The organism is Nonomuraea sp. SYSU D8015, from assembly GCF_008065375.1.
Lineage (GTDB): Bacteria > Actinomycetota > Actinomycetes > Streptosporangiales > Streptosporangiaceae > Nonomuraea.
This window is the reverse complement of the sequence record NZ_VJYI01000009.1, coordinates 105,527-128,889: the sequence shown is the minus strand read 5'-3', so window position 1 is coordinate 128,889 and position 23,363 is coordinate 105,527. Positions and strand designations below refer to the sequence as shown.

Here is a 23,363-nt window from a genome sequence, read left to right as displayed (position 1 = left end):
GTCTAGACCACTGCCCGTGGAGACGGGCACAATGCGAGTCTGAATACTGAGGTTCGGTTCGTGAACCCTATCGGGAGGAACCCGCCATGCGTATCGGAGTGCTCACAGGGGGCGGCGACTGCCCCGGGCTCAACGCCGTGATCAGGGCAGTGGTCCGTAAGGGGGTGAGCGTCTACGGCCATGAGTTCGTCGGCTTCCGCGACGGCTGGCGCGGCCCCTTGGAAGGCGACACGATGCCCCTCGACATCCAGGCCGTGCGAGGCATCCTGCCGCGCGGCGGGACCATCCTGGGCTCGTCCCGGACCAACCCGATCAAGATCGAGGGCGGCGTCGACCGGATCAAGGAGAATCTGGCCGCCACCGGGGTCGACGCGCTGATCGCCATCGGCGGCGAGGACACCCTCGGCGTCGCCAAGCAGCTCTCCGACCGCGACGTCAAGGTCGTGGGTGTGCCCAAGACCATCGACAACGACCTGTCGGGCACCGACTACACCTTCGGCTTCGACACCGCCGTCAACATCGCCGTGGAGGCCATCGACCGCCTCCACACCACCGCCGAGTCCCACCACCGGGCCCTCATCTGCGAGGTCATGGGCCGGCACGCCGGCTGGATCGCGCTGCACGCGGGCATGGCGGGCGGCGCCAACGTCATCCTCATCCCCGAGAAGCCCTTCGACATCGACCGGGTCTGCGAATACGTCGAGTCCCGCTTCCGCACCCGCTACTCGCCGATCATCGTGGTCGCCGAGGGCGCCCACCCCGTCGAGGGCCAGATGGAGCTGCAGACCGGCGAGCTCGACGCCTTCGGCCACGTCCGGCTGGGCGGCATCGGCGAGGTGCTGGCCAAGGAGATCGAGAAGCGCACCGGCAAGGAGGCCCGCACCACGGTGCTCGGCCACATCCAGCGCGGCGGCACCCCGACGGCCTACGACCGGGTGCTGGCCACCAGGTTCGGGCTGCAGGCCATCGACGCGGTCCACGAGGGCGACTACGGCAAGATGGTCGCGCTGCGCGGCACCGACATCATCCGGGTCGGCCTCGACGAGGCCACGGCCGAGCTGAAGACCGTGCCGGTGGAGCGCTATGCCGAGGCCGAGGTGTTCTTCGGTTAGTTGAAAGCGGCTTGCAAGCGGCGGCCGTACCTTTGAGTCAGCGGGGTTTTCCGCTACAACCCGCTCAAGGGTACGGCTCGCGCCGCAAGAGTCGGCGGCCCACCACGCGTCGCGAGCCGTACCCCAGGGAATATTCAGTCAGCGGCGGGGCGTGCCGAAGAGGTCCACCTCGGGCGGCGCGCCCTCGTCGCGATCCCGCAGCCGGTCGCGGAATTCCGCCTCACTGCGCAGTTCTTTTTCCGACGGCGACAGAATGACGGCGAGCAGCAGCCCCACGGTGATGACGCTGATGCCGACGATCAGCGGCAGCAGGAAGTCGATGGCCTTGGCCCCGGGCACCGCCGCCAGGTCGCCGTGCGTCCGCACCGACATAGAATACATCCCCGTGTAGTGCATGCCGGTGACCGCCACGCCCATCACCAGCGCCGCCGCGCCGATCTTGAGCGCGCCGCTGACCCGCAACGTGAACCACAGCGCCACCGTCGCCGCCGCGATCGCGATCAGGACCGAGAGCGAGACGACGACGGGGTCGTAGCTGACGTGGCCGGACATGTTCATCGCGGCCATGCCCAGGTAGTGCATGCTCGCCACGCCGGACCCGGTCAGGATCCCGCCGCCGAGCAGGAACGGCAGGCGCTCCCCGCCGTACGATGCGAGGAACAGCCCCATGCCCACGACGACGACCGCGATGAGCGCCGAGAGCGCGGTGAGCGGCACGTCGTAGCGGATCACCGTGCCGCTCACCGAGAAGCCCAGCATCGCTATGAAATGCATCGTCCAGATGCCGGTGCCGCCGATCGCGAAGGCGGCGCCGACCAACCAGTATTTGCCCTCGCGCCCGCCCAGGAGCCGCGCCCGCGACGTGAGCAGAAGGCCCAGCATGGAGCCCACGCTCGACATGATGTACGCGAGAACCGGCGTTAATAATCCGAACGAGAAATGGTCAATCGGCGACATATCCCCCACCCATCCCTTACGCACCGATAAGGGAGTATGAACAGGGTGTCGCCGCCCGCGCAACTATCTTCTACGGACCCGCATGGGCTCCATTTGTTGCCGACCCGAAATCGGCGGCGCCGGGTAAGCGAGTTGTTGCTGTTGGTGGGCGGTGCGCCGGCGCAATTCCAGTCTGGCCACGAGTTCGGCGTCCTCGTGCAATTCCTCCTCGGACGGGGACAGGAGCACCATGAGCAGCATGGTCAGCGTGATCAGGCTGATCACGGTCATGAGCGGGACGAGGAAGTCGAGGGCGTCGGCTCCGGCGACCACGCCGGGTTCGGAGTCGACCGTGACGTGCATGGCGTACATGCCGGTGTAGTGCATGCCGGAAACGGCGACGCCCATGACGAGGGCGGCGGCGGTGATCCAGACAGGCTTCTTGACCCTGAGGGTGAACCAGAGCGCCACGGTCGCGGCGACCACGGCGATGCCCACGGAGAGGGCCACGATGACACGGTCGTAGGAGACGTGGGCGGACATGTTCATGGCGTACATGCCCAGGTAGTGCATGGAGGCCACGCCGAGACCGGTGAGCAGGCCGCCGCCGAGGAGCGCCAGGATCCGGCCGCGGCCGTAGGAGACGAGGAACAGGCCGGTCCCCACGACCACGATCGCGACGAGCGCCGAGGCCACGGTGAGCGGCACGTCATACTTGATCTGCGTGCCCTCCACGTCGAAGCCCATCATGGCGATGAAGTGCATGACCCAGATGCCGGTGCCGCCGATGGACACCGCCGCGCCGAGCAGCCAGCGCGCCCTCGCGCCGCCCCGTGAGGCGTGGGCCTGGGCGGTGAGCCGCAGCCCCAGCATCGACCCAATGCAGGACATCACGTAGGCGAGCGCCGGTGTGAGCAGACCATGGGTGAAATGATTTACAGCTGAGGTCATAGAGGGAGGTTCCTTGAGTTAGGGGGTTACCGGATTGTGCCATCTGGTCTGTCCCTTTCGCATGGATACCCAAACTATCTGTCAACCTGGCGTGTCGGAAACATGAGAAGGGCTCATGGCCATCGAAGGTCCGTTCTGGCGGGCGATCGCGGTCTACCGCGTGGCGTCGCTGGTGTACGCGGCAGTGCTGATGGCGCAGCAGCGCGGCTACCAGGAGCCGGTCGCGGGCTGGCTGGTCATCGGCGTGATGGCGCTGTGGACGGCCGGCACCACGTACGCCTATGCGATCCCCGGCCTGCGCCGCGGCCCCTTACTGGCCCTGGACCTGCTGGTGACGATGGGGTGTCTGCTGGCCACCCCATATGTGCAGGGTTCCCTGCAAGGGGCCGCCGGCACGATGCCGGTCCCCGCGACCTGGGTGGCCGGGCCGGTGCTGGCCTGGGCCGTGCACGCCGGGCGGCGGGCGGGCGCGGTGGCGGCCGCCGTGGTGGCGGCCGGTGACCTGTGGCTCGTCCGCGCGCCCGACGAGCCCGTGGTGGTCAACGGAGCCGTCCTGCTGTTCCTCGCCGGCGTCGTCGTCGGGCACGTGGCCCAGCTGGCCAGGCAGGCTGAGGAACGCATGCAGCGGGCCATCGAGATGGAGGCCGCCCAGCGCGAGCGCGACCGCCTGGCCCGCGACATCCACGACTCGGTCCTGCAGGTCCTCGCCCTGGTCCAGCGGCGCGGGCGGCAGATCGGCGGCGAGGCGGCCGAACTGGGGCGCCTGGCCGGGGAGCAGGAGGCCGCGCTGCGCGAGCTCATCGCCGTCCGGCCCGCCCCCAGCGGCACGACCGACCTGCGTTCCCTCCTGCTCCGGCACGCCTCGCCCGAGGTCACGGTCTCCACTCCGGCGACCCCTCTGCTCCTGCCCGCCGAAGCCGCCGGCGAGCTCGCGGCCGCAGTCAAGGCCGCCCTTGACAACGTCCGCGCGCACTGCGGGCCGCAGGCGCGCGCCTGGGTGCTGGCCGAGTCGGGGGAAGGGACGGTGACGGTCAGCATCAGGGACGACGGGCCCGGCATCCCCGAAGGCCGCCTCGACGAGGCCCGCGCCGACGGGCGTCTGGGGGTCGCCGAGTCCATCCTGGGGCGGGTGGCGGAGCTGGGCGGTCAGGTCTCGATCGTCAGCGTCCCGGGTCAGGGCACAGAGGTCGAGATCACCCTCCCGACCTGACCGCTGCGGCCTCCGCACACCGAGAATGCCTCCGCCCGGCTTTTCGGTCCCGGTTTCGGTCCCGGTTTCGGGCCGCGGTCCTTCGGACGGCTCTTCGGGGCCGGGGCTTCTCGGGCGCGTGACTTCGGGGGGCGGCGGGGCCGCGGCGGTCTAGAGTTGCGGCATGGTGCGGGTCATGGTGGTGGACGACCATCCCATGTGGCGTGACGGGGTCGCCAGGGATCTCGCCGAGGCGGGCTACGAGGTCGTGGCCACCGTGGGAGAGGGCCGGCAGGCGGTGCGGGCGGCGGCCGCCGTGCGGCCGGACGTCGTCGTGCTCGACCTGCGCCTGCCCGACATGGCGGGCGCGGAGGTGGCCGCGAGGCTGGCCGAGGTGGAGCCGCCGCCCAGGGTGCTGGTGTTGTCGGCCAGCGCGGAGCAGGACGACGTTCTCGAAGCGGTCAAGGCAGGCGCGTCCGGATATCTGGTGAAGTCGGCCAGCCGGGAGGAGTTCCTCGACGCGGTCCGCCGCACCGCCGAGGGCGACGCCGTGTTCACCCCCGGCCTCGCCGGTCTCGTCCTCGGCGAATACCGGCGGCTGGCCGCGCAGGACGTCCAGGCCGACGGCCCGCGCCTGACCGAGCGCGAGACGGAGGTGCTCAGGCTGGTCGCCAAGGGTCTGTCGTACAAACAGATCGCCGACCGCTTGGTGCTCTCCCACCGCACCGTTCAGAACCACGTGCAGAACACCCTCGGCAAGCTCCAGCTCCACAACCGCGTGGAGCTGGTGCGCTATGCGATCGAGCGGGGACTTGACGCGGACTAAACTCAAGAGGGCTCGGCGTTGCCATGAAGGCGTGCCATTCCCCATCTTCTCGGAGGTTCCACCATGACGATGTCCGCCCTGGGCGAGCCGTGCGTTCTGCTCAAGCTGGGCGAGATCGTTCTCAAGGGCAAGAACCGCGAGCTGTTCGAGCGCCGCCTGATCGCCAACATCCGCGACGCGCTGCAGAGCCTCGACCTCAAGGTCGACGTGCGCCGCCGGCACGGCGTCATCGCGATCTTCCTGCCCGAGGGCGCCTCCGCCGAGCAGGCCGCCGCGGTGGCCGAGCGGGTCGCCGACGTGCCCGGGCTGGTCTGGATCCACCGGGCCTGGCGGGTCGCCAAAGACCCCGACGCCGTGCTCAAGGCGGGCCTGGAGCTGGTCGGCGAGAGCGAGGAGGCCAAGCGCGGCGCGCGCTTCGCGGTCCGCTCGCGCCGGCGCGACAAGCGCTTCCCGCTGCGCTCCAACGAACTCGACCGGCTCGTCGGCGGCGCGATCAACGACGAGTACGGCCTTCCCGTCGACCTGAAGAACCCCGAGCTGACCGTCTCCATCGAAGTCGACAGGGACGAGGTGTTCGTCTTCACGGGCGGCATCCCCGGCCAGGGCGGCCTGCCGGTCGGCAGCAGCGGCCGGGCGCTGGTGCTCATGTCGGGCGGCATCGACTCGCCGGTGGCGGCCTACCGCATGATGCGGCGCGGCCTGCACGTCGACTTCCTGCACTTCTCGGGCATCCCGTTCACCACGTCCGAGTCGATCTACAAGGCGTACGCGCTGGTCAGGAAGCTCGACAGGTTCCAGGGCAAGTCGCGGCTGTGGGTGGTCCCCTTCGGCAAGGCGCAGCAGTCCATCCGCACCTCGGGCCAGGATCGGCTGGCGGTGATCGCCCAGCGGCGGCTGATGCTCAAGACGGCCGAGGAGGTCGCCCACCGCATCCACGCCTCCGCGCTGATCACCGGCGACGCGCTCGGCCAGGTCTCCTCGCAGACCCTGGCCAACATCACGGCCCAGGACAACGCGGTCGACCTGCCGATCCTGCGGCCGCTGGTGGGCTGGGACAAAACCGAGATCATGGCCGAGGCGCGGCGCATCGGCACGCTGGAGATCTCGGAGCTGCCCGACGAAGACTGCTGCTCGCTGCTGGCGCCCAAGCGCGCCGAGACGCGGGCGAAGATCGAGGACCTGAAGCAGATCGAGAAGCGGCTCGACGCCGAGGAGCTGTGCGTGCAACTCGCCGACTCCATCCAGGAGTACACGCTCTAGCCGCGGGCGGTCCCGCGGCCGGAGCGGTCAGGCGTCGACCTTGAACGGGTCGTGCTCGGCCAGCAGCTTGTCGAGCCTGGCCTGGTCGACCCGGCTGGTCACCTCGGTCATCTCCTGCCGGTCGCGCACGACCTTGCACAGGGTGATCGTCGAGGTGACGACGTACAGCAGGCCGAGCCCCAGGAACGCCCTGATCCACCCTTCGACGGGCAGGTAGGCCAGAGCGATCACCACGGAGGTCAGCGAGACGGCGAACGACAGGATCGCCTGGACGTAGAACGCGGTGGTCTGCGTGGGCTGGATGCGCTTCGTCATGCGGCCATCGTCGTCCCCGGGTCCGGGGCGGCGCATGGGGTGAAGTACTCAAGTTACCGGTAGGTACGACAGGCGCTGCGCCACTGGCACTTGAACGCGCCGCCGCGCGGCAGCGTCGTCCCGGCCGCCTGGACGACCGCGACCCCCGCCGCCAGATCGCCGGACGTGGTCTCGGGCCCCCATCACGAGGTCGCAATGGGTGCCCACGAGACCCGGGCGCGAGCCGCGAAGCGTCCGGTGGCAGGATGGCCCAAGACGCGAGACAGGTGAGGGGAGTGATCGTGGAGGAGTCGCGCCTGCCTCCAGGCCAGTACGTCCCGCGCGGCCGACCCGTGATCCACTACGGCAGGGTGCCGCAGTTCAAACCGGAGAGCTGGGACTTCCGGGTCTTCGGCGCCACCGCGTCGGGCCAGGAGCACCGCTTCACCTGGAGCGAGTTCGAGTCCCTGCCCCGCACGACGCGCATCGCGGACTTCCACTGCGTCACCAAGTTCTCGCTCATGGCCAACGAGTGGCGGGGCGTGACCCCGGCGACGATCATGGAGGCCGCCCCGCCCGATCCCGGCGTGCGGCACGTGATGATCTGGGCCGAATACGGCTACAGCGCCAACCTGCGCCTGTCCGACTTCATGGCGCCCGACACGCTGTTCGCCATGGAACTGGACGAGAAGCCGCTCACCCCCGACCGGGGCTACCCGCTGCGGATCGTGGTGCCGCACCTGTACGCATGGAAGAGCGTCAAATGGGTGCGCGGCATCGAATACCTCCTCGAGGATCGCCGCGGCTTCTGGGAGGAGCGCGGCTACCACAACGTCGCCGACCCCTGGCGCGAGCAGCGCTACTCCTACCAGGAAGAACCCGGCGAAGGACCACCCTGATTTCACTCGCCGTTTCCCTCCCGGCACGCTGCGTTGTTGGCTACGGTTGCCCACGTGCTGACCACCGCATGCGTGGCGCTGTCCTGCCTGGCGTTCGTCGCCGGCCACCTCCTCGCCCGGGTTCGGTGGCGCCGCGACGCGCTGCCCGACGGGCGGTGCAAGGACGAGGCGACGTACAACGCGCTGCACATCGCCGCCATGGCCGCCCCCGCCCTGCGCGCGGGGCTCAACCGCGACTCCGCCCGCAAGGCCGTGCGCCATCTGCGCGCGCTGCTCGGCACCCACGCCGTCGCGATCACCTCCACCGAGGCCGCGCTCGCCTGGGACGGACCGTGCACCGACGAGGTGCTGACCTACGCCAGGGCCGCGCTGGCCGCCGGGCGGGCGCAGGTGTTCGCGGGGGAGCCGCACGGGGCCGTGGTGGTGCCGCTGACCGTGGACGGCACGGTCGTGGGGGCGCTGGCGGCCTTCGACGACAAGATCAGCGCGGGAATCGTGCGCACCGTGACCGAGGTCGCCTGCTGGGTGTCGGGGCAGCTGGAGCTGGCCGAGCTGGACGCCTCGCGGCGGCGCGCGCTGGAGGCCGAGATGCGCGCCCTGCGGGCCCAGATCTCGCCGCACTTCGTCTACAACGCGCTGACCACGATCGCCTCCTTCGTCCGCACGAACCCCAAACGCGCCCGCGAGCTGCTGCTCGACTTCGCCGACTTCTCCCGGTACGCGCTGCGCCGGGCGCACGACTTCACCACCCTGGCCGACGAGCTGACCTGCGTCGACCGCTACCTGCTGCTCGAACGCGCCCGCTTCGGCGACAAGCTGCGCTTCAGCATGCAGGTGGCGCCCGAGGTGCTGCCCGTGCCGGTCCCGTTCCTGTGCCTGCAGCCTCTGGTCGAGAACGCCATCAAGCACGGCATGCGGGGCCGCGGCGGCGCCGGCGAGGTGCGGGTCGTGGTGCGCGACGCGGGACCGGAGGCGCACATCACGGTCGAGGACGACGGCATCGGGATGGACCCCGAGTGTGCCCGGCGCATCCTGGACGAGGACCCGGCCCGCGAGGGCAGCGGCATCGGGCTGGCGAACGTGGACCTGCGGATGCGCCAGATCTACGGCGACGGCTACGGCCTCGTCGTGGAGACGGCGCTGGGGGCGGGCACCAAGGTGCGGCTGCGCGTGCCCAAGACTCAGCTTAGCCGATTGTAGTCATTTCATTACGCAGCGCTTGTGATCGTGCCCTATCATGCGGCAGCGTAGTGTCATGCTGAGAGTTCTGGCCGTCGACGACGAGGTGCCTGCTCTGGAGGAGCTCGCCTATCTGCTGCGCCAGGACGACAGGATCGAGCACGTCACGACCGCCGCCGACGGCGTCACGGCGCTGCAGGACATGGTGCAGATGATCGGCGGGGGAGAGCGGCTCGACGGCGTGTTCCTCGACATCCGCATGCCCGGGCTCGACGGCCTCGACCTCGCCCGGCTGGTCGGCGGCTTCCCCAGCCCGCCCAGGCTGGTCTTCGTCACGGCACACGAGGAGTGCGCCGTGCAGGCGTTCGAGCTGGAGGCGGTCGACTACCTCCTCAAGCCGGTCAGGGCCGAGCGCCTGTCCGAGGCCGTGCGCCGCCTGGAGGCCGCCACCGCCCCCGCCCCCGAGCCCGGGCAGGACGACGTGATCCCCGTCGAACTGGGCGGGCGCACCAGGTTCGTGCCGCAGCAGGCCGTATGGTACGCCGAGGCCAAGGGCGACTACGTGCGCCTGCACACCGTGGACGGCAGCTACCTCGTGCGCATGTCGCTGGCCGCGCTGGAGCGGCGCTGGTCGGACGCCGGGTTCCTGCGCATCCACCGCAGCACGCTGGTCTCGGCCCGGCACGTGAGCGAGCTCAGGTTCGAGGGCGGGCGGGTGACGCTCACCGTCGGCACCGAAACCCTCCAGGTCAGCAGGCGGCACAGCAGGCAGGTCCGGGAATACCTCGTACGCCAGCACCGGGGAGTGATCTCATGACCGTTGGGGGTGCGGACCGCCGCATGGTCGTCTCGCGCAGACCGGCCGCGATCGCGCACGCCAGAGACCGGTTCGGCTCCGAAGACGACGGGGCCGACGTGCCGGCGGTGGTGGGGCGGCAGTTACGGCAGGCGCTGCTGACCGTGGGGGTCGTCGCGGGCCTGCTCGTGGGCACGCCGGTCGCCGCGCTCTGGCTGCCGGGCCCGGGGGCCTGGGTGGCGCTGTCGCTGGCCCTGCAGGGCGCCTGGGTCGGCCTGGCCGTCTTCCACCTGCGCCGGGCCGAACGGCTGGAGCGGTGAACGTGTCGCGGCGGGCGACGGGACGGTGGAGGCGATGAGCGTGGTGCGGCGGGCCGGGTGCCTGGTGCGGCGGGGGCGATGAGTGCGTCGCGGCGAGCCAGGGGACGGCGGGGGCCGATGACCGCGGCGCGGCCGGGGCTGGGCTGAGGCGGCCGGCGAGATGACCGTCGCGGTGCTGACCGGGATCGCCTTCGTGCTGGTCCTGGGCGTCACGGTGGGCGCCGCGCGACCCCGCCGCAGCCGCGGCGCCGCGGACTTCCACGTGGCCACCAGGGCGGTCCCTCCCTGGTGGAACGGCGCCGCGATCGCCTCGGAGTCCACCTCCGCCGCTGCCTGCCTGGGCATCGCCGGCCTCATCGCCACCCACGGCGGGCCGATGGTGTGGTATCCGGCGGGCGCCGCCGCCGGGTTCGTCGTCATCCTCGCCCTCGTCGTGGCGCCGCTGCGCCGCTCCGGCACGTACACGCTGCCCGACTTCGCCGAATGGCGGCTCAGATCCGCCATGCTGCGCCGCCTCACCACCTGCTTCGTCCTCCTCGTCGGGCTGATGTTCCTGGTCGCGCAGTTCCACGCGGCCGGCGTCGTGGTGCGGCTGCTGACGGGGCTGCCCCCGTGGCTGGGATGGGCGGCCGTCGCGGGGGCGGCGCTGCTCGTCGCCTTCGCGGGCGGGCAGGGGAGCGCGACCAGCGGGCAGGCGTCGCAGTTCTGGCTGAAGCTGGCCGTCTTCCTCGGGGTCGGCGCGGTCTGCTGGTGGATGTCCGGTACGGGGCCGCCGCCCTGGTTCGAGGTCGCGTACCGCGCCGGTGACGCCGGTCTGGCGGGCGCGGGCGACACGTCGCTGCCCGGGGTGCTGACCGTGCTGCTGGCGTGCGCGCTCGGCACCATGGGGCTGCCGCACGTGATCGTCCGCGTCTACACCAACAGGGACGGGCGCGAGGCCAGGCGGTCGATCGTGGCCACGCAGGTGATGCTCGCGCTGTTCTGCGTCGTGCCGCCGCTGTACGGGATTCTGGGGCACGCGTACGCCTCCGGTGCGGCGGCGGACGAGATCGTGCTGCTGCTGCCCGCCAGGATGCTCCCTGGGCCCGCGGGGGAGGTGATGACGGGGCTGCTCGCGGCGGGCGCGTTCGCGGCCTTCCTGGCGACCACAGGGGGCGTCCTGGTGGCGGTCGGGGGCGCGGTGTCGTCATGCCTCGTCCGGGGCGGCGAGGCGGCGTTCCGCGCGGCCGTGGTGGTGGTGCTGCTCGGCGCGCTCGGGGTGACCGCGGTCACCGGCCCTGGCGCGTCCGTGCCGCTCGTGCTGCTCGGCTTCAGCCTGTCGGCGAGTACGCTCTGCCCCCTGCTGGTGCTCGGGATCTGGTGGCGGCGGCTGACGGACGCGGGCGTGGCGGCGGGGTTCGCGCTGGGAGGGGGTGTGACCGCGGTGCTGGTGACGGCCGATCAGGTGGGCGTGAAAATGGGGGTGCTCACGGCCCAGCCGGCGTCGGTCGCGGTGCCGGTCGCGTTCGCCGCGATGATAATGATTTCCCTGGTCACGCCGGGTCGGATGCCGCGGGGGGTGGGGCGGATGATGACCAGGATGCATCTGCCGGAGCATCTCGCGAGCCCCCCGACCTACCGCTCGTCGACTCCAGATGACCGCTCGTCGTAACAGCACTCTCCGTATAACGATGGCTACGCACCGTTCGACGAGCTGACCTTAAACAGGGTTTCTCCCGCAAGATCGCGACCGTAGTGTTTCGGCATCGGAAAGCCACTCCGGCGCATCGGGGGGACGAGCCGGGGGGCTCACTGCAGGTCTGATGCGCCGGGCTCACCGGTGACCGTGCAGGTCGCCGCGGCGGTCGGGCCCTTGACCGGGGGGTGGGGCCCGCCACGCCGGTTCGTGAGGGGGCGCCCGCGAGGCCGGGAGACCGGCCCCGCGATCCGGCTTCGGGGGCGGCCGGATCGCGAGAGCGGGCGTCCCTATCACGGTTTCCGCCTCGCTAGGGGTTTTATTCGGGTTCGCCCACCCGTCCGCTCATCCGCCTTCGCATTCCGCACCTCGCACGCTCCGGTGTCTCCGGGGTGCGGGCATGCGTCCTTCCGCCATCGGCGCACGTCTCCCGCGTGCGTGCGTCGGGGTCCGCGAGCCGGGGCGGACGTGGGCTGGGAGCCTGCGACGCCGCTCAGCCGTTGTCGCGGAGCTTCTTCAGCAGGGCGATGTCCTCGGCGTTCTTGGGCGCCTTGCCCGGCGTCTCGATGCAGATCGGGACGCCCGCCACCACCGGGTGCCGCATCATCTCGGCGAACGACTGGACGCCGATGAGCCCGGCGCCGATGTTCTCGTGACGGTCCTTCTTGGACCCGCACGCGTCTTTCGAGTCGTTGGCGTGGATCAGCTTGAGCCGCCCCGGCGCGACCCGGTGAAGCGCGTCGAACGTCTCCGCCACCCCGCCGTCGGCGGCGAGGTCGTGGCCGGCCGCGAAGGCGTGGCAGGTGTCGAGGCAGACGCCGGCCCGCGGATGCCAGTCCAGCGCCTCGAGGTAGGGCTCGAGGTCCTGGACGGTCGCGCACAGCATGGCGCCCTGCCCCGCCATCGGCTCCAGCAGCAGGTCGGGGCCGCCGTCGGGGATCTCGTCGAGCAGCGGCAGCAGGTTTTCCCGCACCTGGCGCAGGGCGTCGTCGCGCGACTGCGTCACCGCCGAGCCGGTGTGCACCACGACCCCCTTGGCGCCGGTGTCCACACCGCGCCGCAGCGTGTGGCGGACGATGGCGATGGAGTTGCCGAGCGTCTCCGGGCTGGGCGAGCCGAAGTTGACCAGATAGGGCACGTGGATGAACGTGTCGACACCGGACTCGGCCAGCTTGGCGTCCTCGTCGGGCCTTCCCTCGGTGAGCGCCCAGCCGCGCGGGTTGGTGACGAACACCTGGATCATCTCGGCGCCGATCTCGGCCATGTATTTCAGGCCGCCCGTCGCCAGGCCGCCCGCCACGGACACGTGTCCGCCGATCAGGGATGTTGGGCTCATGATGGGCCAAGTCTAGGCCCAGGGTCCGACACTTCGGCCCGGCCACGACCGGGCGCCCTCCCTGGGCAGGGTCCGGCCCGGGAGTTGGAGCATGACACGAAAACCGCCGGTCGACGGGGGCCTCAGTTGGGAGTTCTCGCGCATGGACCGGGCACGAAGGGCATGTGTGTACTTCTGACATGCCCCACACGCTGACCGCCCTCGACGCCTTCAACGCCCGGCCGCCCGGCGAGGCCCACAAGGAGCTGCTCGCCTGCTGCGCCTCCCGCGCCTTCGCCGCGAGCGTGGCGGGGCGGCGGCCGTACGGCGATCTCGACGAGCTCCTCGCGGCGGCCGAGGATGCGGTCGGAGCGCTGGAGTGGGCCGACGTGCTGGAGGCGCTGGCCGCGCATCCGAGGATCGGGGAGCGGGCGGGCGGAAGCGGCCGCGAGTCGGCGTGGTCGCGGCAGGAGCAGTCCGGGGTCGAGGACGAGCTGCGGGAGGCGCTCGCCGAGGGGAACCGCGCGTACGAGGCCCGCTTCGGGCATGTCCACCTCGTCTGCGCCACCGGGCTGAGCGGGGCCCAGATGCTCGCCCGGCTGCGCGAGCGGCTGGGGAACGACGAGGAGCGCGAGCGGGCGGTCGTGCGGGAGGAGCTGGCGAAGATCACCCGGTTGCGGCTGGTCAAACTGCTGGGGGGAGAGCAGCGGTGAGCTTTTCGACGCATGTGCTGAACGCGGTCACCGGGCGGCCGGCCGCCGGCGTCCTGGTGCGGCTGGAGCGGGACGACGGGCAGGTCCTGGCCGAGGGCCGTACGGACGAGGACGGGCGCATCAAGGGCTGGGACACCGGAGGCGGCGGCGTCCGCCGGGTCGTCTTCGACACCGGGGCGTACCTGCCGGAGACCTTCTACCCCGAGGTCGTCATCGCCTTCACCGTCACCGATCCAGCCCGGCACCACCACGTGCCGCTGCTGCTCAGCCCGTACGCCTACTCGACCTACCGAGGGAGCTAGATGTCCGTCAAGCTCGGCCCCAACCGCTACGGCAAGGCGGAGACCCGGCTCGTCCGCGTCGTCAGGGACGGCCCCGTCCACCACATCAAGGACATCAACGTCAGCACCTCGCTGTCCGGCGACATGGAGGCCGCGCACCTGACCGGCGACAACGCCGCCGTCCTGCCGACCGACACGCAGAAGAACACCGCGTTCGCCTTCGCCAAGGAGCACGGCGTCGGCCAGATCGAGGAGTTCGCGCTGCTGCTGGCCAGGCACTTCGTGGAGTCACAGCCGTCGATACACCACGCCAGAGTGGAGATCGAGGAGTACGCGTGGAGCCGCGGCGGGCCGCACTCGTTCGTGCGCGACGGCGGCGAGGTGCGCCTGTGCGTCGTCCACCACGACAGGGACGGGCGCGGCACGGTCGTGTCGGGGCTGAAGGACCTGGTGGTGCTCAACTCCACCGGGTCGGAGTTCCACGGCTACATCGTCGACCCGTACACGACGCTGCGGCCGACCACCGACCGCATCCTCGCCACCGCCGTCACGGCCAGGTGGCGGCACGCGGGGCAGACCGCCTCGTACGGCAAGTCGTACGAGGAGGTGCGGCGCTGCCTGCTGGAGGCGTTCGCCGACACCCACAGCCTGTCGCTCCAGCAGACCTTGTACGCCATGGGCGAGCGCGCGCTCACCACCTGCGGCGAGATCTGCGAGGTCAGGCTGGCGATGCCCAACAAGCACCACTTCCTCGTCGACCTGTCGCCGTTCGGGCTCGACAACGACAACGAGGTCTACTTCGCCTCCGACCGCCCCTACGGCCTCATCGAGGGCAGTGTGCTGCGCGAGGACGCACCCGACGCCGGATTCGCCTGGGAGTGAGCACGATGGACTTCTTGCGGCCCACGACGTGGGCGGAGGCGCTGGCCGCCAAGGCGGACCAGCCGGAGGCGGTGCCCATCCAGGGAGGCACCGACGTGATGGTCGAGATCAACTTCGACGTGCGCAGGCCGGTGGCGCTGCTCGATCTCAACCAGGTGGCCGAGCTGCGGAGATGGGACGTGGTGGACGGCGTGTGCCGGGTCGGGGCCGGGGTGCCGTACACGACGATCATCGAGGAGCTCGGCGGACCGCTTCCCGGGCTGGCGCAGGCGTCGCGCACGGTCGGCTCGCCGCAGATCCGCAACCGCGGGTCCGTCGGCGGGAACCTCGGCGCGGCCTCGCCCGCCGGGGACAGCCACCCGCCGCTGCTGGCGACCGACGCCGTGATCGAGGTGGAGTCGCGGGACCGGGGCGTCAGGATGATCCCGGCCGCCGAGTTCTACCTCGGGGTCAAGCGCAACGCGCTCCACCCCGACGAGCTCATCAGAGCCGTGCACGTCAAGCCCGCGACCGGGCCCCAATACTTCTCCAAGGTCGGCACCCGCAACGCCATGGTGATCGCGGTGTGCTCGTTCGCCGTCGCGCTGCACCCGGACGAGCGCCGGGTCGGCACCGGGATCGGATCGGCGGCGCCGACCCCGCGCCGGGCGCTCGAGGCCGAGGAACTCCTCGCCCGCGAGCTCGACTGGGACGCGCCGGCGCTCGACCCTGCGCTGGTCAGGCGGTTCGGCCGGCTGTGCGCGGCCGCCGCCGCGCCGATCGACGACGTGCGCGGCACCGCCGAGTACCGCGTGCACGCCATCGACGTGATGGCCCGCCGCACGCTCACCTGGGCCTGGAACGACCACTTCGGAAGGAGGGCCGCCTGATGCGCGTCACCTTCACCGTCAACGGCCGCGAGGAGAGCGCCGACGGCGTGTGGGAGGGCGAGAGCCTCCTGTACGTGCTGCGCGAGCGCCTCGGCCTGCCCGGCTCCAAGAACGCCTGTGAGCAGGGCGAATGCGGCTCCTGCACGGTCTACCTGGACGGCGTGCCCGTCTGCTCCTGCCTGGTCGCCGCCGGGCAGGCCGAAGGGCGGCGAGTTCGCACCGTGGAGGGCCTGGCCGAGGGGGACAGGCTCGACCCGGTGCAGGAGGCGTTCGTGGAGTGCGGGGCCGTGCAGTGCGGCTTCTGCACTCCCGGGCTCCTCGTACAGGCGCACGACCTGCTGGAGCGGGTGGAGCGGCCCTCCGACGCGGAGATCCGCGAGGCGCTGGCGGGCAACCTGTGCCGGTGCACGGGGTACGAGAAGATCCTCGACGCGGTACGGCTTGCCGCGGAGCGGAAGGCGTCCGGGAAGGGAGCCGCCGGGTGAGCCTGCTGATCGAGAACGTGCACATCGCCCCGGTCGTCGGCCAGGAGATCGAATCCGGATATATCCGGATCGAGGGGGATCGGATCGCCGAACTCGGCGCCGGGCCCGCGCCCGACGCCCCGGACGCCGCCCGGATCGACACCGTACGCGTCGACGGCACCGGCTGCCTGGCCACGCCCGGCCTGGTCAACACCCACCACCACCTGTACCAGTGGGCCTCGCAGGGGCTCGCGCAGGACGCGACGCTGTTCGAGTGGCTGGTGGCGCTCTACCGGGTGTGGGCGGCCATGGACGCCGACGTCGTCAGGGGCGCCTCGGCGGCGGGGCTCGGCTGGCTGGCGCTGTCGGGCTGCACCACCACCAGCGATCACCACTACATCTTCCCCGAAGGCAGGGGAGACCTGTTCGCGGCCGGGATCGAGGCCGCGCGCGAGATCGGCGTCCGCTTCCATCCGGCGCGCGGCTCCATGGACCGAGGGGAGTCGCACGGCGGGCTGCCGCCGGACGCCGTGGTGGAGGAGCTCGACGACATCCTGGCCGCCACGGCGCAGGCCGTCGACGCCTACCACGATCCGTCGTTCTCCTCGATGCTGCGGGTGGTCGTGGCGCCGTGCTCGCCGTTCTCGGCCAGCGCCGAGCTGATGACCGAGTCGGCCGCCCTGGCCAGGGCCAAGGGCGTGCGCCTGCACACGCACCTGGCCGAGACGCTCGACGAGGACGAGCACTGCCTGGCGCAATTCGGGCTGCGGCCCGTGGACTACATGGAGAAGCTGGGGTGGCTCGGGCCCGACGTGTGGTTCGCGCATGCCGTGCACCTCAGCGACGCCGACATCGGCAAGCTCGCCGCCACCGGCACCGGCTCCGCGCACTGCCCCTCCTCGAACGGGCGGCTCGGCGCGGGCATCGCGCGCGTGTCCGAGATGCTCCGGCGCGGCGCCAACGTCGGTCTCGGCGTGGACGGGGCCGCCTCGTCCGAGCTCACGCCGCTGGCGGGGGAGATGCGGCAGGCCCTGCTGTTCCAGCGCGCCCGGTACGGGCCGGCGGCGCTCACCGCCCGGCAGGCGCTGGAGCTCGCCACGCTCGGCGGGGCGCGCAACCTCGGCAGGGAAGGGGAGCTCGGGTCGCTGGAGGCCGGCAAGCTCGCCGACATCGCGCTGTGGCGGATCGACGGGCCGTTCACGTCCGCCGTCGCCGACCCGGTCTGCGCGCTGGTCTTCGGGCCTCCGCCGCCGCTGGCCCGGGTGCTGGTCGGAGGGCGGACCGTGGTGGAGGACGGTGAGCTGAAGACCGTGTCCCAGGACGCCGTGGGGCGCGCGGGCGCCGAGGCCCGCCGGAGGCTGCTGCGGCGGGCGGAGGAACAGGGGGTCCGCGCCGTCAGGGAGGTCCACGAGGGGTGAGCGCGCCCGGCAACGCGGCACGCCACGCGGTGCCCTACTGAGGGCGTGGGCCCGGTGTCGGGCGTCGTTCGCGTGGGCAGGCGTCGCCCGGGGGTGGGGAGCGGAGCGTGGCAGCCCCGCAGCGCAATGCCGCTCCCCGAGCGAGGTTGCGGCTGTGAACGCGTCGGGCGGGTGGGCGGGCGCGTTGTCCGGGCGTGAGGCCGCGGGGCGCGGGCCGGTGTGGGGCGGTGGGCGTCAGCGCGGGATCTGAGGAAGGTCTGCGGGATCCAGGGGTAACTCGTAGCGGCTGACCAGCGTGGCCGGCCCGCCGGATTCCCGCTGGCCGGGGGCGCCGCCCACCGTCACGTCGCCGCGGTAGGCGAAACCGGCCGACTCGTAGTAGGCCCGCAACCGCCGGTTCGAGGCCACGCAGTCGAGCCGGAGGAACGACCGGCCGGCGGCGCGCGTGACGTCGGCCGCCCAGCGCAGCACCTCCGCGCCGAGCCCGGCGGCGTGGCGGCGGACGGCCATGCGGTGCACGTACCCGGCCTGGCCGTCGTCCTCCCAGAGCGCGTCCGCCCAGTCCAGTGTGACGGTGGCGGCGACCTCGCCCTCGACCTCGACCAGCCAGGTCTCGCCCCGGAGGATCGCCGGCTCGATCCACGCCCGCTCGAACCGCCCCGGCCACTGCCGTACGCCCTGGGCGACGAGCCAGGCGGCGCTCTCGTCCAGCACCGCCAGGACTTCGTCCTCCTGGCCGGGCTCGGCGCGCCGGTACATCGGGCTTCCATGCATCGCCATGCGGTCCATGATGGCGTGACCATTAAGGTGTGGATGTCCGAAACGAGCATTCGAAAGGCGGTCCCGTGGCGGCGGAACTCTCAGCCGAGCGGCTGGCGCAGCTCAAGAGCACCTTCGCGTCGATCGACACCGACGGCGACGGCTACATCAGCGAGACCGAGCTGAAGAAGCACTTCCCCGACCTCCCGGCCGAGGCCCTCGGCGCGATGAGCCAGACCGCCGACTCCGACCAGGACGGCCGCTACTCGTTCGAGGAGTTCGTCAGGACCGTCTCCTAGAGCGCCGACAGCTCGCGCTCCAGCGGGGTGCGGAAGCGCGGGGTGACCTTGATCCCGCCGAGCCAGGCGGCCAGCCCGGCCGCCTCGGCCTCGATCGCGGCCGTGGCCTCGACTCCCACGTCGGCCAGCAGCCGCCACACGACCTCGCCGTCCGCGCGCTGCGCCCAGCCGCCCACCACCCGGCCGTCCCACCACACGGTCGGCCCCACGTTGCCGCTGCGGTCGAACAGCTCGGCCCGGTGGGCCGGCGGCAGATACCAGTCGCGGGCCTGCCAGCCCATCGGCGTCGGGTCGAGCGCGGGCAGCAGCGCCGCCCACGGCTCCGGCTCGGGGACCTCCTCCAGGTCGTCCGGCAGCACGTGGCCGACGCCCTCGTCCAGCTCCACCGCGACCGCGCCGACCGCGGCCAGGGCCCGGCGCACGTCGCCCAGCGTCCAGCCGGTCCACCACTTCAGGTCGGCCTCGGTGCCCGGCCCGAACGCCGCCAGCCACCGCCTCACCAGCTCCGCCTGCGCGTCGGGCACCGCGAGCTCGGGGAGTGCCGGGGCCAGGCCCCAGCGGTGCTGCCCGTTGATCCACGTACCGGCTGAACGGCCGCACCGCACCAGCGCGCCGTCCATGGCCATGAGCGACAGCAGCCGCGAGCCGAGGCTCACCGTCGCCTCGTACGGCTTGCCCACCGCCACCTTGACCTGCTCGCGCAGTCGCGGCTCCAGGGCGCCCAGCTCCGCCGCGGTCGCCTCGCCCACCTCGGCGAGCACCCGCAGCACCGACGCCTCGGCCTCCGCCAGCCTGGCCTCGTCCCAGCCGCCCTCGCCGAACACCTTCAGCAGCGACTTCCGCTCCTTGCGGGCGATGGCCAGCGTCGAGGAGTAATGGACGACCGGCACCAGCTCCACCGGCACCACGAACACCGTCCGCCGCATCCCCGTCATCCGCACCAGCGTGCGGTCGTCGTACAGTGCCTTCTCGACCGGCTCCGGGCCGGGCGCGGCCAGCCGCGCGCCCGCCGACAGGAACACGGTCGCCGGATCCGTGCCGTGCAGCGCCACCACCGACGCGGCGGCCTCCTCCGGAGTGTCCGCCTTGATCGCGAGCCGGTGCCTGGAGGCCAGCCTCGCCTGCCTCTGCCGCGTCGAAATCCGCACGAACGCTCCCGAACCCTCTCCTGCGCCCACCTGCGCACACGCGTGTGATGATGGGTCACGCCCTCCTGCCCGCTCGCACCGGGCAGGAAGGCGTGTCCGGCCATTGTTCATCATCCTGTGGGAGTTCGTAGTGGTTCAGCATGTTCTGGTGGCCCCTGACAAGTTCAAGGGGTCGCTGACGGCGGCCGAGGTGGCAGGGCGGGTGTCGGCCGGGCTCGGCGTGCCCACGGTGGAGCTGCCGGTGGCCGACGGCGGCGACGGCACCGTCGACGCCGCCGTGGCCTGCGGCTTCGACAGGATCACGATCGAGGTCACCGGGCCGACCGGCGAGCGGATCCCCGCCTCGTACGCCTGGCACCCCGCCGGCGACACCGCCGTGGTCGAGCTGGCCGAGGCGTCCGGGCTGCGCCGGCTGCCGGGCGGACGCGAGCCGCTGACCGCCACCAGCTACGGCACCGGCGAGCTCGTGGCCGACGCCGTGCGGCGCGGGGCCAAGCGGGTGGTGCTCGGGCTGGGCGGCAGCGCGTGCACCGACGGGGGAGCGGGGATGGCGCAGGCGCTGGGCGCCCGGCTGCTGGACGCCGACGGCAATGAGCTCCCGCGGGGCGGGTCCGCGTTGAAGGGACTGAACCGCATCGACATGTCTGGATTTATCGATATTTCCGGGGTCGAGTTCGTGGTGGCGAGCGACGTGGACAACCCGTTGCTCGGCCCGCACGGCGCCGCCGCCGTCTACGGGCCCCAGAAGGGCGCCACCCCCGAGGACGTGACGACGCTGGAGGCGGGACTGTCCCGGCTGGCGGCCGTGGCGACGCAGACGCACGGGCTGCTCGGCGCGGTCGAGCACGACGGCACGCCCCGGCCCATGGGCGTCGCCGGGGCGCCGGGGGCGGGCGCGGCGGGCGGGGTGGGGTTCGCGGCGCTGGCGTTCCTGCACGCCGACGTCCGTCCCGGCATCGACTACCTGCTCGGCCTGCTGGGGTTCGGCGCGCAGGTCGAGGGCGCGCGGCTGGTCGTCACCGGCGAAGGGTCGCTGGACGAGCAGTCGCTGCGCGGCAAGGCGCCGATCGGCGTGGCGCAGGCGGCGGCCAAGGCGGGCGTGCCCGTGGTGGCCGTCTGCGGGCGGCGTACGCTCACCGATGAGGAGCTGAAGGCCGCCGGCATCCAGGCCGCGTACGCCCTCACTGACCTGGAGCCCGACACGGAGCGCTGCATGGCCGAGGCCGGGCCGCTGCTCGAACGCCTCGCCGCCAGGATCGCCGCCGACCACCTCGAAGGGGAATAGATGAGCCAGCTGGACCTCGTGGTCCGATCCCGCCGCACCGTCACGCCGGAAGGGGAGCGGGCGGCCGCGGTCGCCGTGCGCGGCGAGAAGATCGTCGGCCTGCACGACTACGCCGCGCCGCTCGACGCCGCCGAGGACATCGACCTGCGTGACCTGGCGCTGCTCCCCGGGCTGGTCGACACGCACGTCCACGTCAACGAGCCCGGCCGGACGCACTGGGAGGGGTTCGCCTCGGCGACCAGGGCGGCGGCCGCGGGCGGCGTCACGACCATCGTCGACATGCCGCTCAACTCCCTGCCGCCCACCGTCAGCGTGGAGGCGCTGGAGGCCAAGCTGCGGGCCGCGCGGGGGCAATGCCGTGTGGACGTCGGGTTCTGGGGCGGGGCCGTCCCCGGGAACGTCAAGGAGCTCGCCCCGCTGCACGAGCGCGGCGTGTACGGGTTCAAATGCTTCATGTCGCCGTCGGGTGTGGACGAGTTCCCGCCGCTGGAGGGCGGCGAGCTGCGGCAGGCGCTGGCGGAGATCGCCGGGTTCGGCGGCCTGATGGTGGTCCACGCCGAGGACCCGGCTCTGTTGCGGGAGCCTGCCGGTCCGACATACCCGGAGTTTCTGGAGTCGCGGCCGGGCGCGTCGGAACGGAGCGCCGTCCAGCGGGTCGTGGAGCTCGCCCGGGAGACCGGCGCGAGGGTGCACATCCTGCACGTCTCCAGCGCCGACTGCCTGGACGTCCTGGAGGCGGCCCAGGCGGGCGGCGTGGCGGTCACGGCAGAGACATGCCCCCACTACCTGACGCTCGTGGCCGAGGAGGTGCCCGAGGGGGTCACCGCGTACAAGTGCTGCCCGCCCATCCGCTCGGAGGCCAACCGCGACCTGCTGTGGGACGGGCTGGCCCGGGGGGTGCTGAGCTGCGTCGTGTCGGACCACTCGCCGTCGCCGGCCGACCTGAAGGTGCCCGACTTCGCCGCCGCCTGGGGCGGCATCGCCTCGCTCCAGCTCGGGCTGGCCGCCGTGTGGACGGAGGCCTCGCGGAGGGGGTACGGGCTCGGGGACGTGGTGCGGTGGATGTCCGCCAACCCGGCGGCACTAGCCGACATTTCTGGAAAAGGTGGTATAAAACCGGGCAATGATGCTGATTTGGTCGCCTTCGACCCCGCCGCCGACAACCCCGTGGACGCCGCGCGCCTCCACCACAAGAACCCCGTCACCCCCTACCACGGCCGCGTGCTCAAAGGCGCCGTCCTGACCACCTGGCTGCGCGGCAGGCCGGTCGACGGCGAGCCGCACGGACGATTCCTGCCCGTCGATCAGCACACCTTGGGAGAGCAGTAGATGTCCCGCTTCACCACCCTTCCCGACCTCGCCCTGCGCACGCTGGGCGGCTCGGTCGTGGCCGCCAGCGACGAGTCGTTCGCCGAGAAGGAGTGCCTGATCCGGCCGGGCCGGCCCGGCTTCCAGGCGGAGACCTTCGGCAGCAAGGGGCAGGTGTACGACGGCTGGGAGACCCGGCGGCGCCGCGAGCCCGGACACGACTGGGCGATCGTCCGGCTCGGCATTCCCGGCGTCATCCGGGGCGTGATGATCGACACGGCCTGGTTCAAGGGCAACTACCCGCCCCACGCCTCCGTCGAGGCCGCCTCCGTCGAGGGCTACCCGTCACCCGCCGAGTTGCAGGCCGCCGAGTGGGTGGAGATCGTCCCGCGGGCCGATCTCAAGGGGGACGTCGAGCAGAGCTTCGACGTGGCCGACGACGCCCGCTACACGCACGTGCGCCTGAACATCTACCCCGACGGGGGCGTCGCCCGCCTGCGCGTGCACGGCGAGCCCCGGCCCGATCTGTCCGTGTACGAGGGCCTCGGCCTCGACCTGGCCGCCCTCCAGAACGGCGCCCTGGTCACCTCCTGCTCCAACGACTTCTACTCGGCCCCCAACAACTGCCTCGCCCCCGGACTGGCCCGCCACCAGGCCGAGGGCTGGGAGACCGCGCGGCGCCGGGACGGGGGCAACGACTGGCTCGTCATCCGCCTCGCGGGCCGCGGCCTGATCCGGCTGGCCGAGATCGACACCACGAACCTGCTCTTCAACGCGCCCGCGGCGGTCTCCCTGACCGGGTTCGACGGGGACGGCGAGGACGCCCGCCAGGTGGAGCTCCTGCCCCGCACCCGTCTCCAGCCGGACACCCCGCACCGCTTCAAACTCACCCCTGCCGGCCCGGTCACCCACGTCCGCGTCGACATCTACCCGGACGGCGGCCTCGCCCGGGTCCGCCTCCACGGCCACCTGACCTGACACCCACCGCCGCAGCACACCGGGCCCGCCCAGGCACCCCGGCCGGACCACGGCACCGCGTGGGCTTGCGGGGGCCCGTCAGAGCCGCCGTGGCGGGACCGGCCTGGGCCGGAGCTGCGGTGGCGAGACCGGCCCGGGCCGGAGCTGCTCTCCCCGCAATCCGGCCCGCCGCCGAAGCGACGTGGCCGCTCGCCTGGTCCGGGGGAG

25 protein-coding genes are annotated in these 23,363 nt (G+C 72.1%); 19 read left to right on the top strand and 6 right to left on the bottom strand.

Features of this window, described 5'->3' with window-relative positions:
• The first annotated feature begins 86 nt into the window (after window positions 1–86).
• A complete protein-coding gene (locus tag ID574_RS32805) occupies window positions 87–1,112 on the top strand; it encodes a 6-phosphofructokinase (RefSeq protein ID WP_188192862.1) in 1,026 nt (341 codons plus the stop codon).
• Window positions 1,113–1,250: 138 nt separating this feature from the next.
• On the opposite strand, the gene ID574_RS32800 is transcribed toward ID574_RS32805, so the two are convergent.
• Both ID574_RS32800 and ID574_RS32795 read right to left on the bottom strand, forming a co-directional pair.
• Window positions 1,251–1,994 (bottom strand): MHYT domain-containing protein, encoded by a 744-nt coding sequence (locus ID574_RS32800; RefSeq protein ID WP_223167300.1) that lies wholly within the window; start codon window positions 1,992–1,994, stop codon window positions 1,251–1,253.
• A gap of 138 nt (window positions 1,995–2,132) precedes the next feature.
• Window positions 2,133–2,999, bottom strand: a complete 867-nt coding sequence (locus ID574_RS32795; protein ID WP_188192860.1) for an MHYT domain-containing protein — start codon at window positions 2,997–2,999, stop codon at window positions 2,133–2,135.
• A gap of 115 nt (window positions 3,000–3,114) precedes the next feature.
• Here ID574_RS32795 and macS point away from each other — a divergent pair, with 115 nt between their 5' ends.
• From macS to thiI, 3 genes are all read left to right on the top strand, one after another.
• Entirely contained in the window at window positions 3,115–4,209 is a 1,095-nt protein-coding gene (gene macS, locus ID574_RS32790) for a MacS family sensor histidine kinase (protein ID WP_188192859.1), read from the top strand.
• Between the two features lie 163 nt (window positions 4,210–4,372).
• Complete coding sequence (locus ID574_RS32785) at window positions 4,373–5,014, top strand: response regulator (RefSeq protein WP_188192858.1); 642 nt, start codon at window positions 4,373–4,375, stop codon at window positions 5,012–5,014.
• A 63-nt stretch (window positions 5,015–5,077) separates the two neighbouring features.
• Window positions 5,078–6,274 (top strand): tRNA uracil 4-sulfurtransferase ThiI, encoded by a 1,197-nt coding sequence (gene thiI, locus ID574_RS32780; RefSeq protein ID WP_188192857.1) that lies wholly within the window; start codon window positions 5,078–5,080, stop codon window positions 6,272–6,274.
• A gap of 27 nt (window positions 6,275–6,301) precedes the next feature.
• Here thiI and ID574_RS32775 read toward each other — a convergent pair whose 3' ends face one another.
• The gene (locus ID574_RS32775) at window positions 6,302–6,589 is read right to left on the bottom strand and encodes a YiaA/YiaB family inner membrane protein (RefSeq protein ID WP_188192856.1); all 288 of its coding nucleotides are present in this window, start codon (window positions 6,587–6,589) and stop codon (window positions 6,302–6,304) included.
• 281 nt (window positions 6,590–6,870) lie between these two features.
• Here ID574_RS32775 and ID574_RS32770 point away from each other — a divergent pair, with 281 nt between their 5' ends.
• From ID574_RS32770 to ID574_RS32750, 5 genes are all read left to right on the top strand, one after another.
• The gene (locus tag ID574_RS32770; protein WP_223167299.1) at window positions 6,871–7,467 is read left to right on the top strand and encodes a sulfite oxidase-like oxidoreductase; all 597 of its coding nucleotides are present in this window, start codon (window positions 6,871–6,873) and stop codon (window positions 7,465–7,467) included.
• A 54-nt stretch (window positions 7,468–7,521) separates the two neighbouring features.
• Window positions 7,522–8,667, top strand: coding sequence for a sensor histidine kinase (locus tag ID574_RS32765; protein ID WP_223167298.1), 1,146 nt, complete (start codon window positions 7,522–7,524; stop codon window positions 8,665–8,667).
• A 55-nt stretch (window positions 8,668–8,722) separates the two neighbouring features.
• Window positions 8,723–9,463 (top strand): LytR/AlgR family response regulator transcription factor, encoded by a 741-nt coding sequence (locus ID574_RS32760; protein WP_188192854.1) that lies wholly within the window; start codon window positions 8,723–8,725, stop codon window positions 9,461–9,463.
• The gene (locus tag ID574_RS32755) at window positions 9,460–9,762 is read left to right on the top strand and encodes a hypothetical protein (RefSeq protein WP_188192853.1); all 303 of its coding nucleotides are present in this window, start codon (window positions 9,460–9,462) and stop codon (window positions 9,760–9,762) included. The genes ID574_RS32760 and ID574_RS32755 overlap by 4 nt, the downstream gene beginning before the upstream one ends.
• Window positions 9,763–9,922: 160 nt before the next feature.
• Window positions 9,923–11,413, top strand: coding sequence for a sodium:solute symporter family transporter (locus ID574_RS32750; RefSeq protein ID WP_188192852.1), 1,491 nt, complete (start codon window positions 9,923–9,925; stop codon window positions 11,411–11,413).
• Between the two features lie 517 nt (window positions 11,414–11,930).
• On the opposite strand, the gene ID574_RS32745 is transcribed toward ID574_RS32750, so the two are convergent.
• Window positions 11,931–12,773 (bottom strand): deoxyribonuclease IV, encoded by an 843-nt coding sequence (locus ID574_RS32745; protein WP_188192851.1) that lies wholly within the window; start codon window positions 12,771–12,773, stop codon window positions 11,931–11,933.
• Between the two features lie 179 nt (window positions 12,774–12,952).
• On the opposite strand from ID574_RS32745, the gene uraD reads away from it, so the two are divergent.
• From uraD to ID574_RS32715, 6 genes are read left to right on the top strand one after another with little or no spacing between them, the layout of a single operon-like run.
• Window positions 12,953–13,465, top strand: coding sequence for a 2-oxo-4-hydroxy-4-carboxy-5-ureidoimidazoline decarboxylase (gene uraD, locus ID574_RS32740; protein ID WP_188192850.1), 513 nt, complete (start codon window positions 12,953–12,955; stop codon window positions 13,463–13,465).
• Window positions 13,462–13,767, top strand: coding sequence for a hydroxyisourate hydrolase (uraH, locus tag ID574_RS32735; protein WP_188192849.1), 306 nt, complete (start codon window positions 13,462–13,464; stop codon window positions 13,765–13,767). Before uraD ends, uraH begins: the two co-directional genes overlap by 4 nt.
• Entirely contained in the window at window positions 13,768–14,628 is an 861-nt protein-coding gene (pucL, locus tag ID574_RS32730) for a factor-independent urate hydroxylase (protein WP_188192848.1), read from the top strand.
• 5 nt (window positions 14,629–14,633) lie between these two features.
• The gene (locus ID574_RS32725) at window positions 14,634–15,497 is read left to right on the top strand and encodes an FAD binding domain-containing protein (RefSeq protein WP_188192847.1); all 864 of its coding nucleotides are present in this window, start codon (window positions 14,634–14,636) and stop codon (window positions 15,495–15,497) included.
• Window positions 15,497–15,982, top strand: coding sequence for a (2Fe-2S)-binding protein (locus ID574_RS32720; protein WP_188192846.1), 486 nt, complete (start codon window positions 15,497–15,499; stop codon window positions 15,980–15,982). The genes ID574_RS32725 and ID574_RS32720 overlap by 1 nt, the downstream gene beginning before the upstream one ends.
• Window positions 15,979–17,379 carry an 8-oxoguanine deaminase gene (locus ID574_RS32715; protein ID WP_188192845.1) on the top strand — a complete coding sequence of 467 codons (1,401 nt, stop codon included), beginning with the start codon at window positions 15,979–15,981 and terminating at the stop codon, window positions 17,377–17,379. Before ID574_RS32720 ends, ID574_RS32715 begins: the two co-directional genes overlap by 4 nt.
• A gap of 234 nt (window positions 17,380–17,613) precedes the next feature.
• On the opposite strand, the gene ID574_RS32710 is transcribed toward ID574_RS32715, so the two are convergent.
• Window positions 17,614–18,159, bottom strand: coding sequence for a GNAT family N-acetyltransferase (locus ID574_RS32710; RefSeq protein WP_188192844.1), 546 nt, complete (start codon window positions 18,157–18,159; stop codon window positions 17,614–17,616).
• Between the two features lie 65 nt (window positions 18,160–18,224).
• Between ID574_RS32710 and ID574_RS32705 the strand changes: the two genes are divergently transcribed.
• Window positions 18,225–18,437: an EF-hand domain-containing protein gene (locus tag ID574_RS32705; RefSeq protein ID WP_188192843.1), complete on the top strand. Its 213-nt coding sequence runs from the start codon at window positions 18,225–18,227 to the stop codon at window positions 18,435–18,437.
• Here the strand turns inward: ID574_RS32705 and ID574_RS32700 are convergent.
• On the bottom strand, window positions 18,434–19,585 hold the full coding sequence (locus ID574_RS32700; protein WP_223167297.1) for a winged helix DNA-binding domain-containing protein: 1,152 nt from the start codon (window positions 19,583–19,585) through the stop codon (window positions 18,434–18,436). The genes ID574_RS32705 and ID574_RS32700 overlap by 4 nt on opposite strands.
• Before the next feature lie 148 nt (window positions 19,586–19,733).
• On the opposite strand from ID574_RS32700, the gene ID574_RS32695 reads away from it, so the two are divergent.
• The 3 genes from ID574_RS32695 to alc are packed head-to-tail and all read left to right on the top strand — an operon-like array spanning window position 19,734 to window position 23,156.
• Window positions 19,734–20,870, top strand: coding sequence for a glycerate kinase (locus ID574_RS32695; RefSeq protein ID WP_188192842.1), 1,137 nt, complete (start codon window positions 19,734–19,736; stop codon window positions 20,868–20,870).
• Window positions 20,871–22,199, top strand: a complete 1,329-nt coding sequence (gene allB / locus ID574_RS32690) for an allantoinase AllB (protein ID WP_188192841.1) — start codon at window positions 20,871–20,873, stop codon at window positions 22,197–22,199.
• Window positions 22,200–23,156, top strand: a complete 957-nt coding sequence (gene alc / locus ID574_RS32685) for an allantoicase (protein ID WP_188192840.1) — start codon at window positions 22,200–22,202, stop codon at window positions 23,154–23,156.
• Window positions 23,157–23,363: the final 207 nt, after the last annotated feature.

Excerpts from the sequence above, each read along its gene's own strand:
- ID574_RS32805 (WP_188192862.1), top strand. The coding sequence starts at position 87 with ATGCGTATCGGAGTGCTCACAGGGGGCGGCGACTGCCCCGGGCTCAAC.
- ID574_RS32800 (WP_223167300.1), bottom strand. The coding sequence starts at position 1,994 with ATGCTGGGCCTTCTGCTCACGTCGCGGGCGCGGCTCCTGGGCGGGCGC.
- ID574_RS32795 (WP_188192860.1), bottom strand. The coding sequence starts at position 2,999 with ATGACCTCAGCTGTAAATCATTTCACCCATGGTCTGCTCACACCGGCG.
- macS (WP_188192859.1), top strand. The coding sequence starts at position 3,115 with ATGGCCATCGAAGGTCCGTTCTGGCGGGCGATCGCGGTCTACCGCGTG.
- ID574_RS32785 (WP_188192858.1), top strand. The coding sequence starts at position 4,373 with ATGGTGCGGGTCATGGTGGTGGACGACCATCCCATGTGGCGTGACGGG.
- thiI (WP_188192857.1), top strand. The coding sequence starts at position 5,078 with ATGACGATGTCCGCCCTGGGCGAGCCGTGCGTTCTGCTCAAGCTGGGC.
- ID574_RS32775 (WP_188192856.1), bottom strand. The coding sequence starts at position 6,589 with ATGACGAAGCGCATCCAGCCCACGCAGACCACCGCGTTCTACGTCCAG.
- ID574_RS32760 (WP_188192854.1), top strand. The coding sequence starts at position 8,723 with ATGCTGAGAGTTCTGGCCGTCGACGACGAGGTGCCTGCTCTGGAGGAG.
- ID574_RS32755 (WP_188192853.1), top strand. The coding sequence starts at position 9,460 with ATGACCGTTGGGGGTGCGGACCGCCGCATGGTCGTCTCGCGCAGACCG.
- ID574_RS32750 (WP_188192852.1), top strand. The coding sequence starts at position 9,923 with ATGACCGTCGCGGTGCTGACCGGGATCGCCTTCGTGCTGGTCCTGGGC.
- ID574_RS32745 (WP_188192851.1), bottom strand. The coding sequence starts at position 12,773 with ATGAGCCCAACATCCCTGATCGGCGGACACGTGTCCGTGGCGGGCGGC.
- uraD (WP_188192850.1), top strand. The coding sequence starts at position 12,953 with ATGCCCCACACGCTGACCGCCCTCGACGCCTTCAACGCCCGGCCGCCC.
- pucL (WP_188192848.1), top strand. The coding sequence starts at position 13,768 with ATGTCCGTCAAGCTCGGCCCCAACCGCTACGGCAAGGCGGAGACCCGG.
- ID574_RS32725 (WP_188192847.1), top strand. The coding sequence starts at position 14,634 with ATGGACTTCTTGCGGCCCACGACGTGGGCGGAGGCGCTGGCCGCCAAG.
- ID574_RS32720 (WP_188192846.1), top strand. The coding sequence starts at position 15,497 with ATGCGCGTCACCTTCACCGTCAACGGCCGCGAGGAGAGCGCCGACGGC.
- ID574_RS32710 (WP_188192844.1), bottom strand. The coding sequence starts at position 18,159 with ATGGCGATGCATGGAAGCCCGATGTACCGGCGCGCCGAGCCCGGCCAG.
- allB (WP_188192841.1), top strand. The coding sequence starts at position 20,871 with ATGAGCCAGCTGGACCTCGTGGTCCGATCCCGCCGCACCGTCACGCCG.
- alc (WP_188192840.1), top strand. The coding sequence starts at position 22,200 with ATGTCCCGCTTCACCACCCTTCCCGACCTCGCCCTGCGCACGCTGGGC.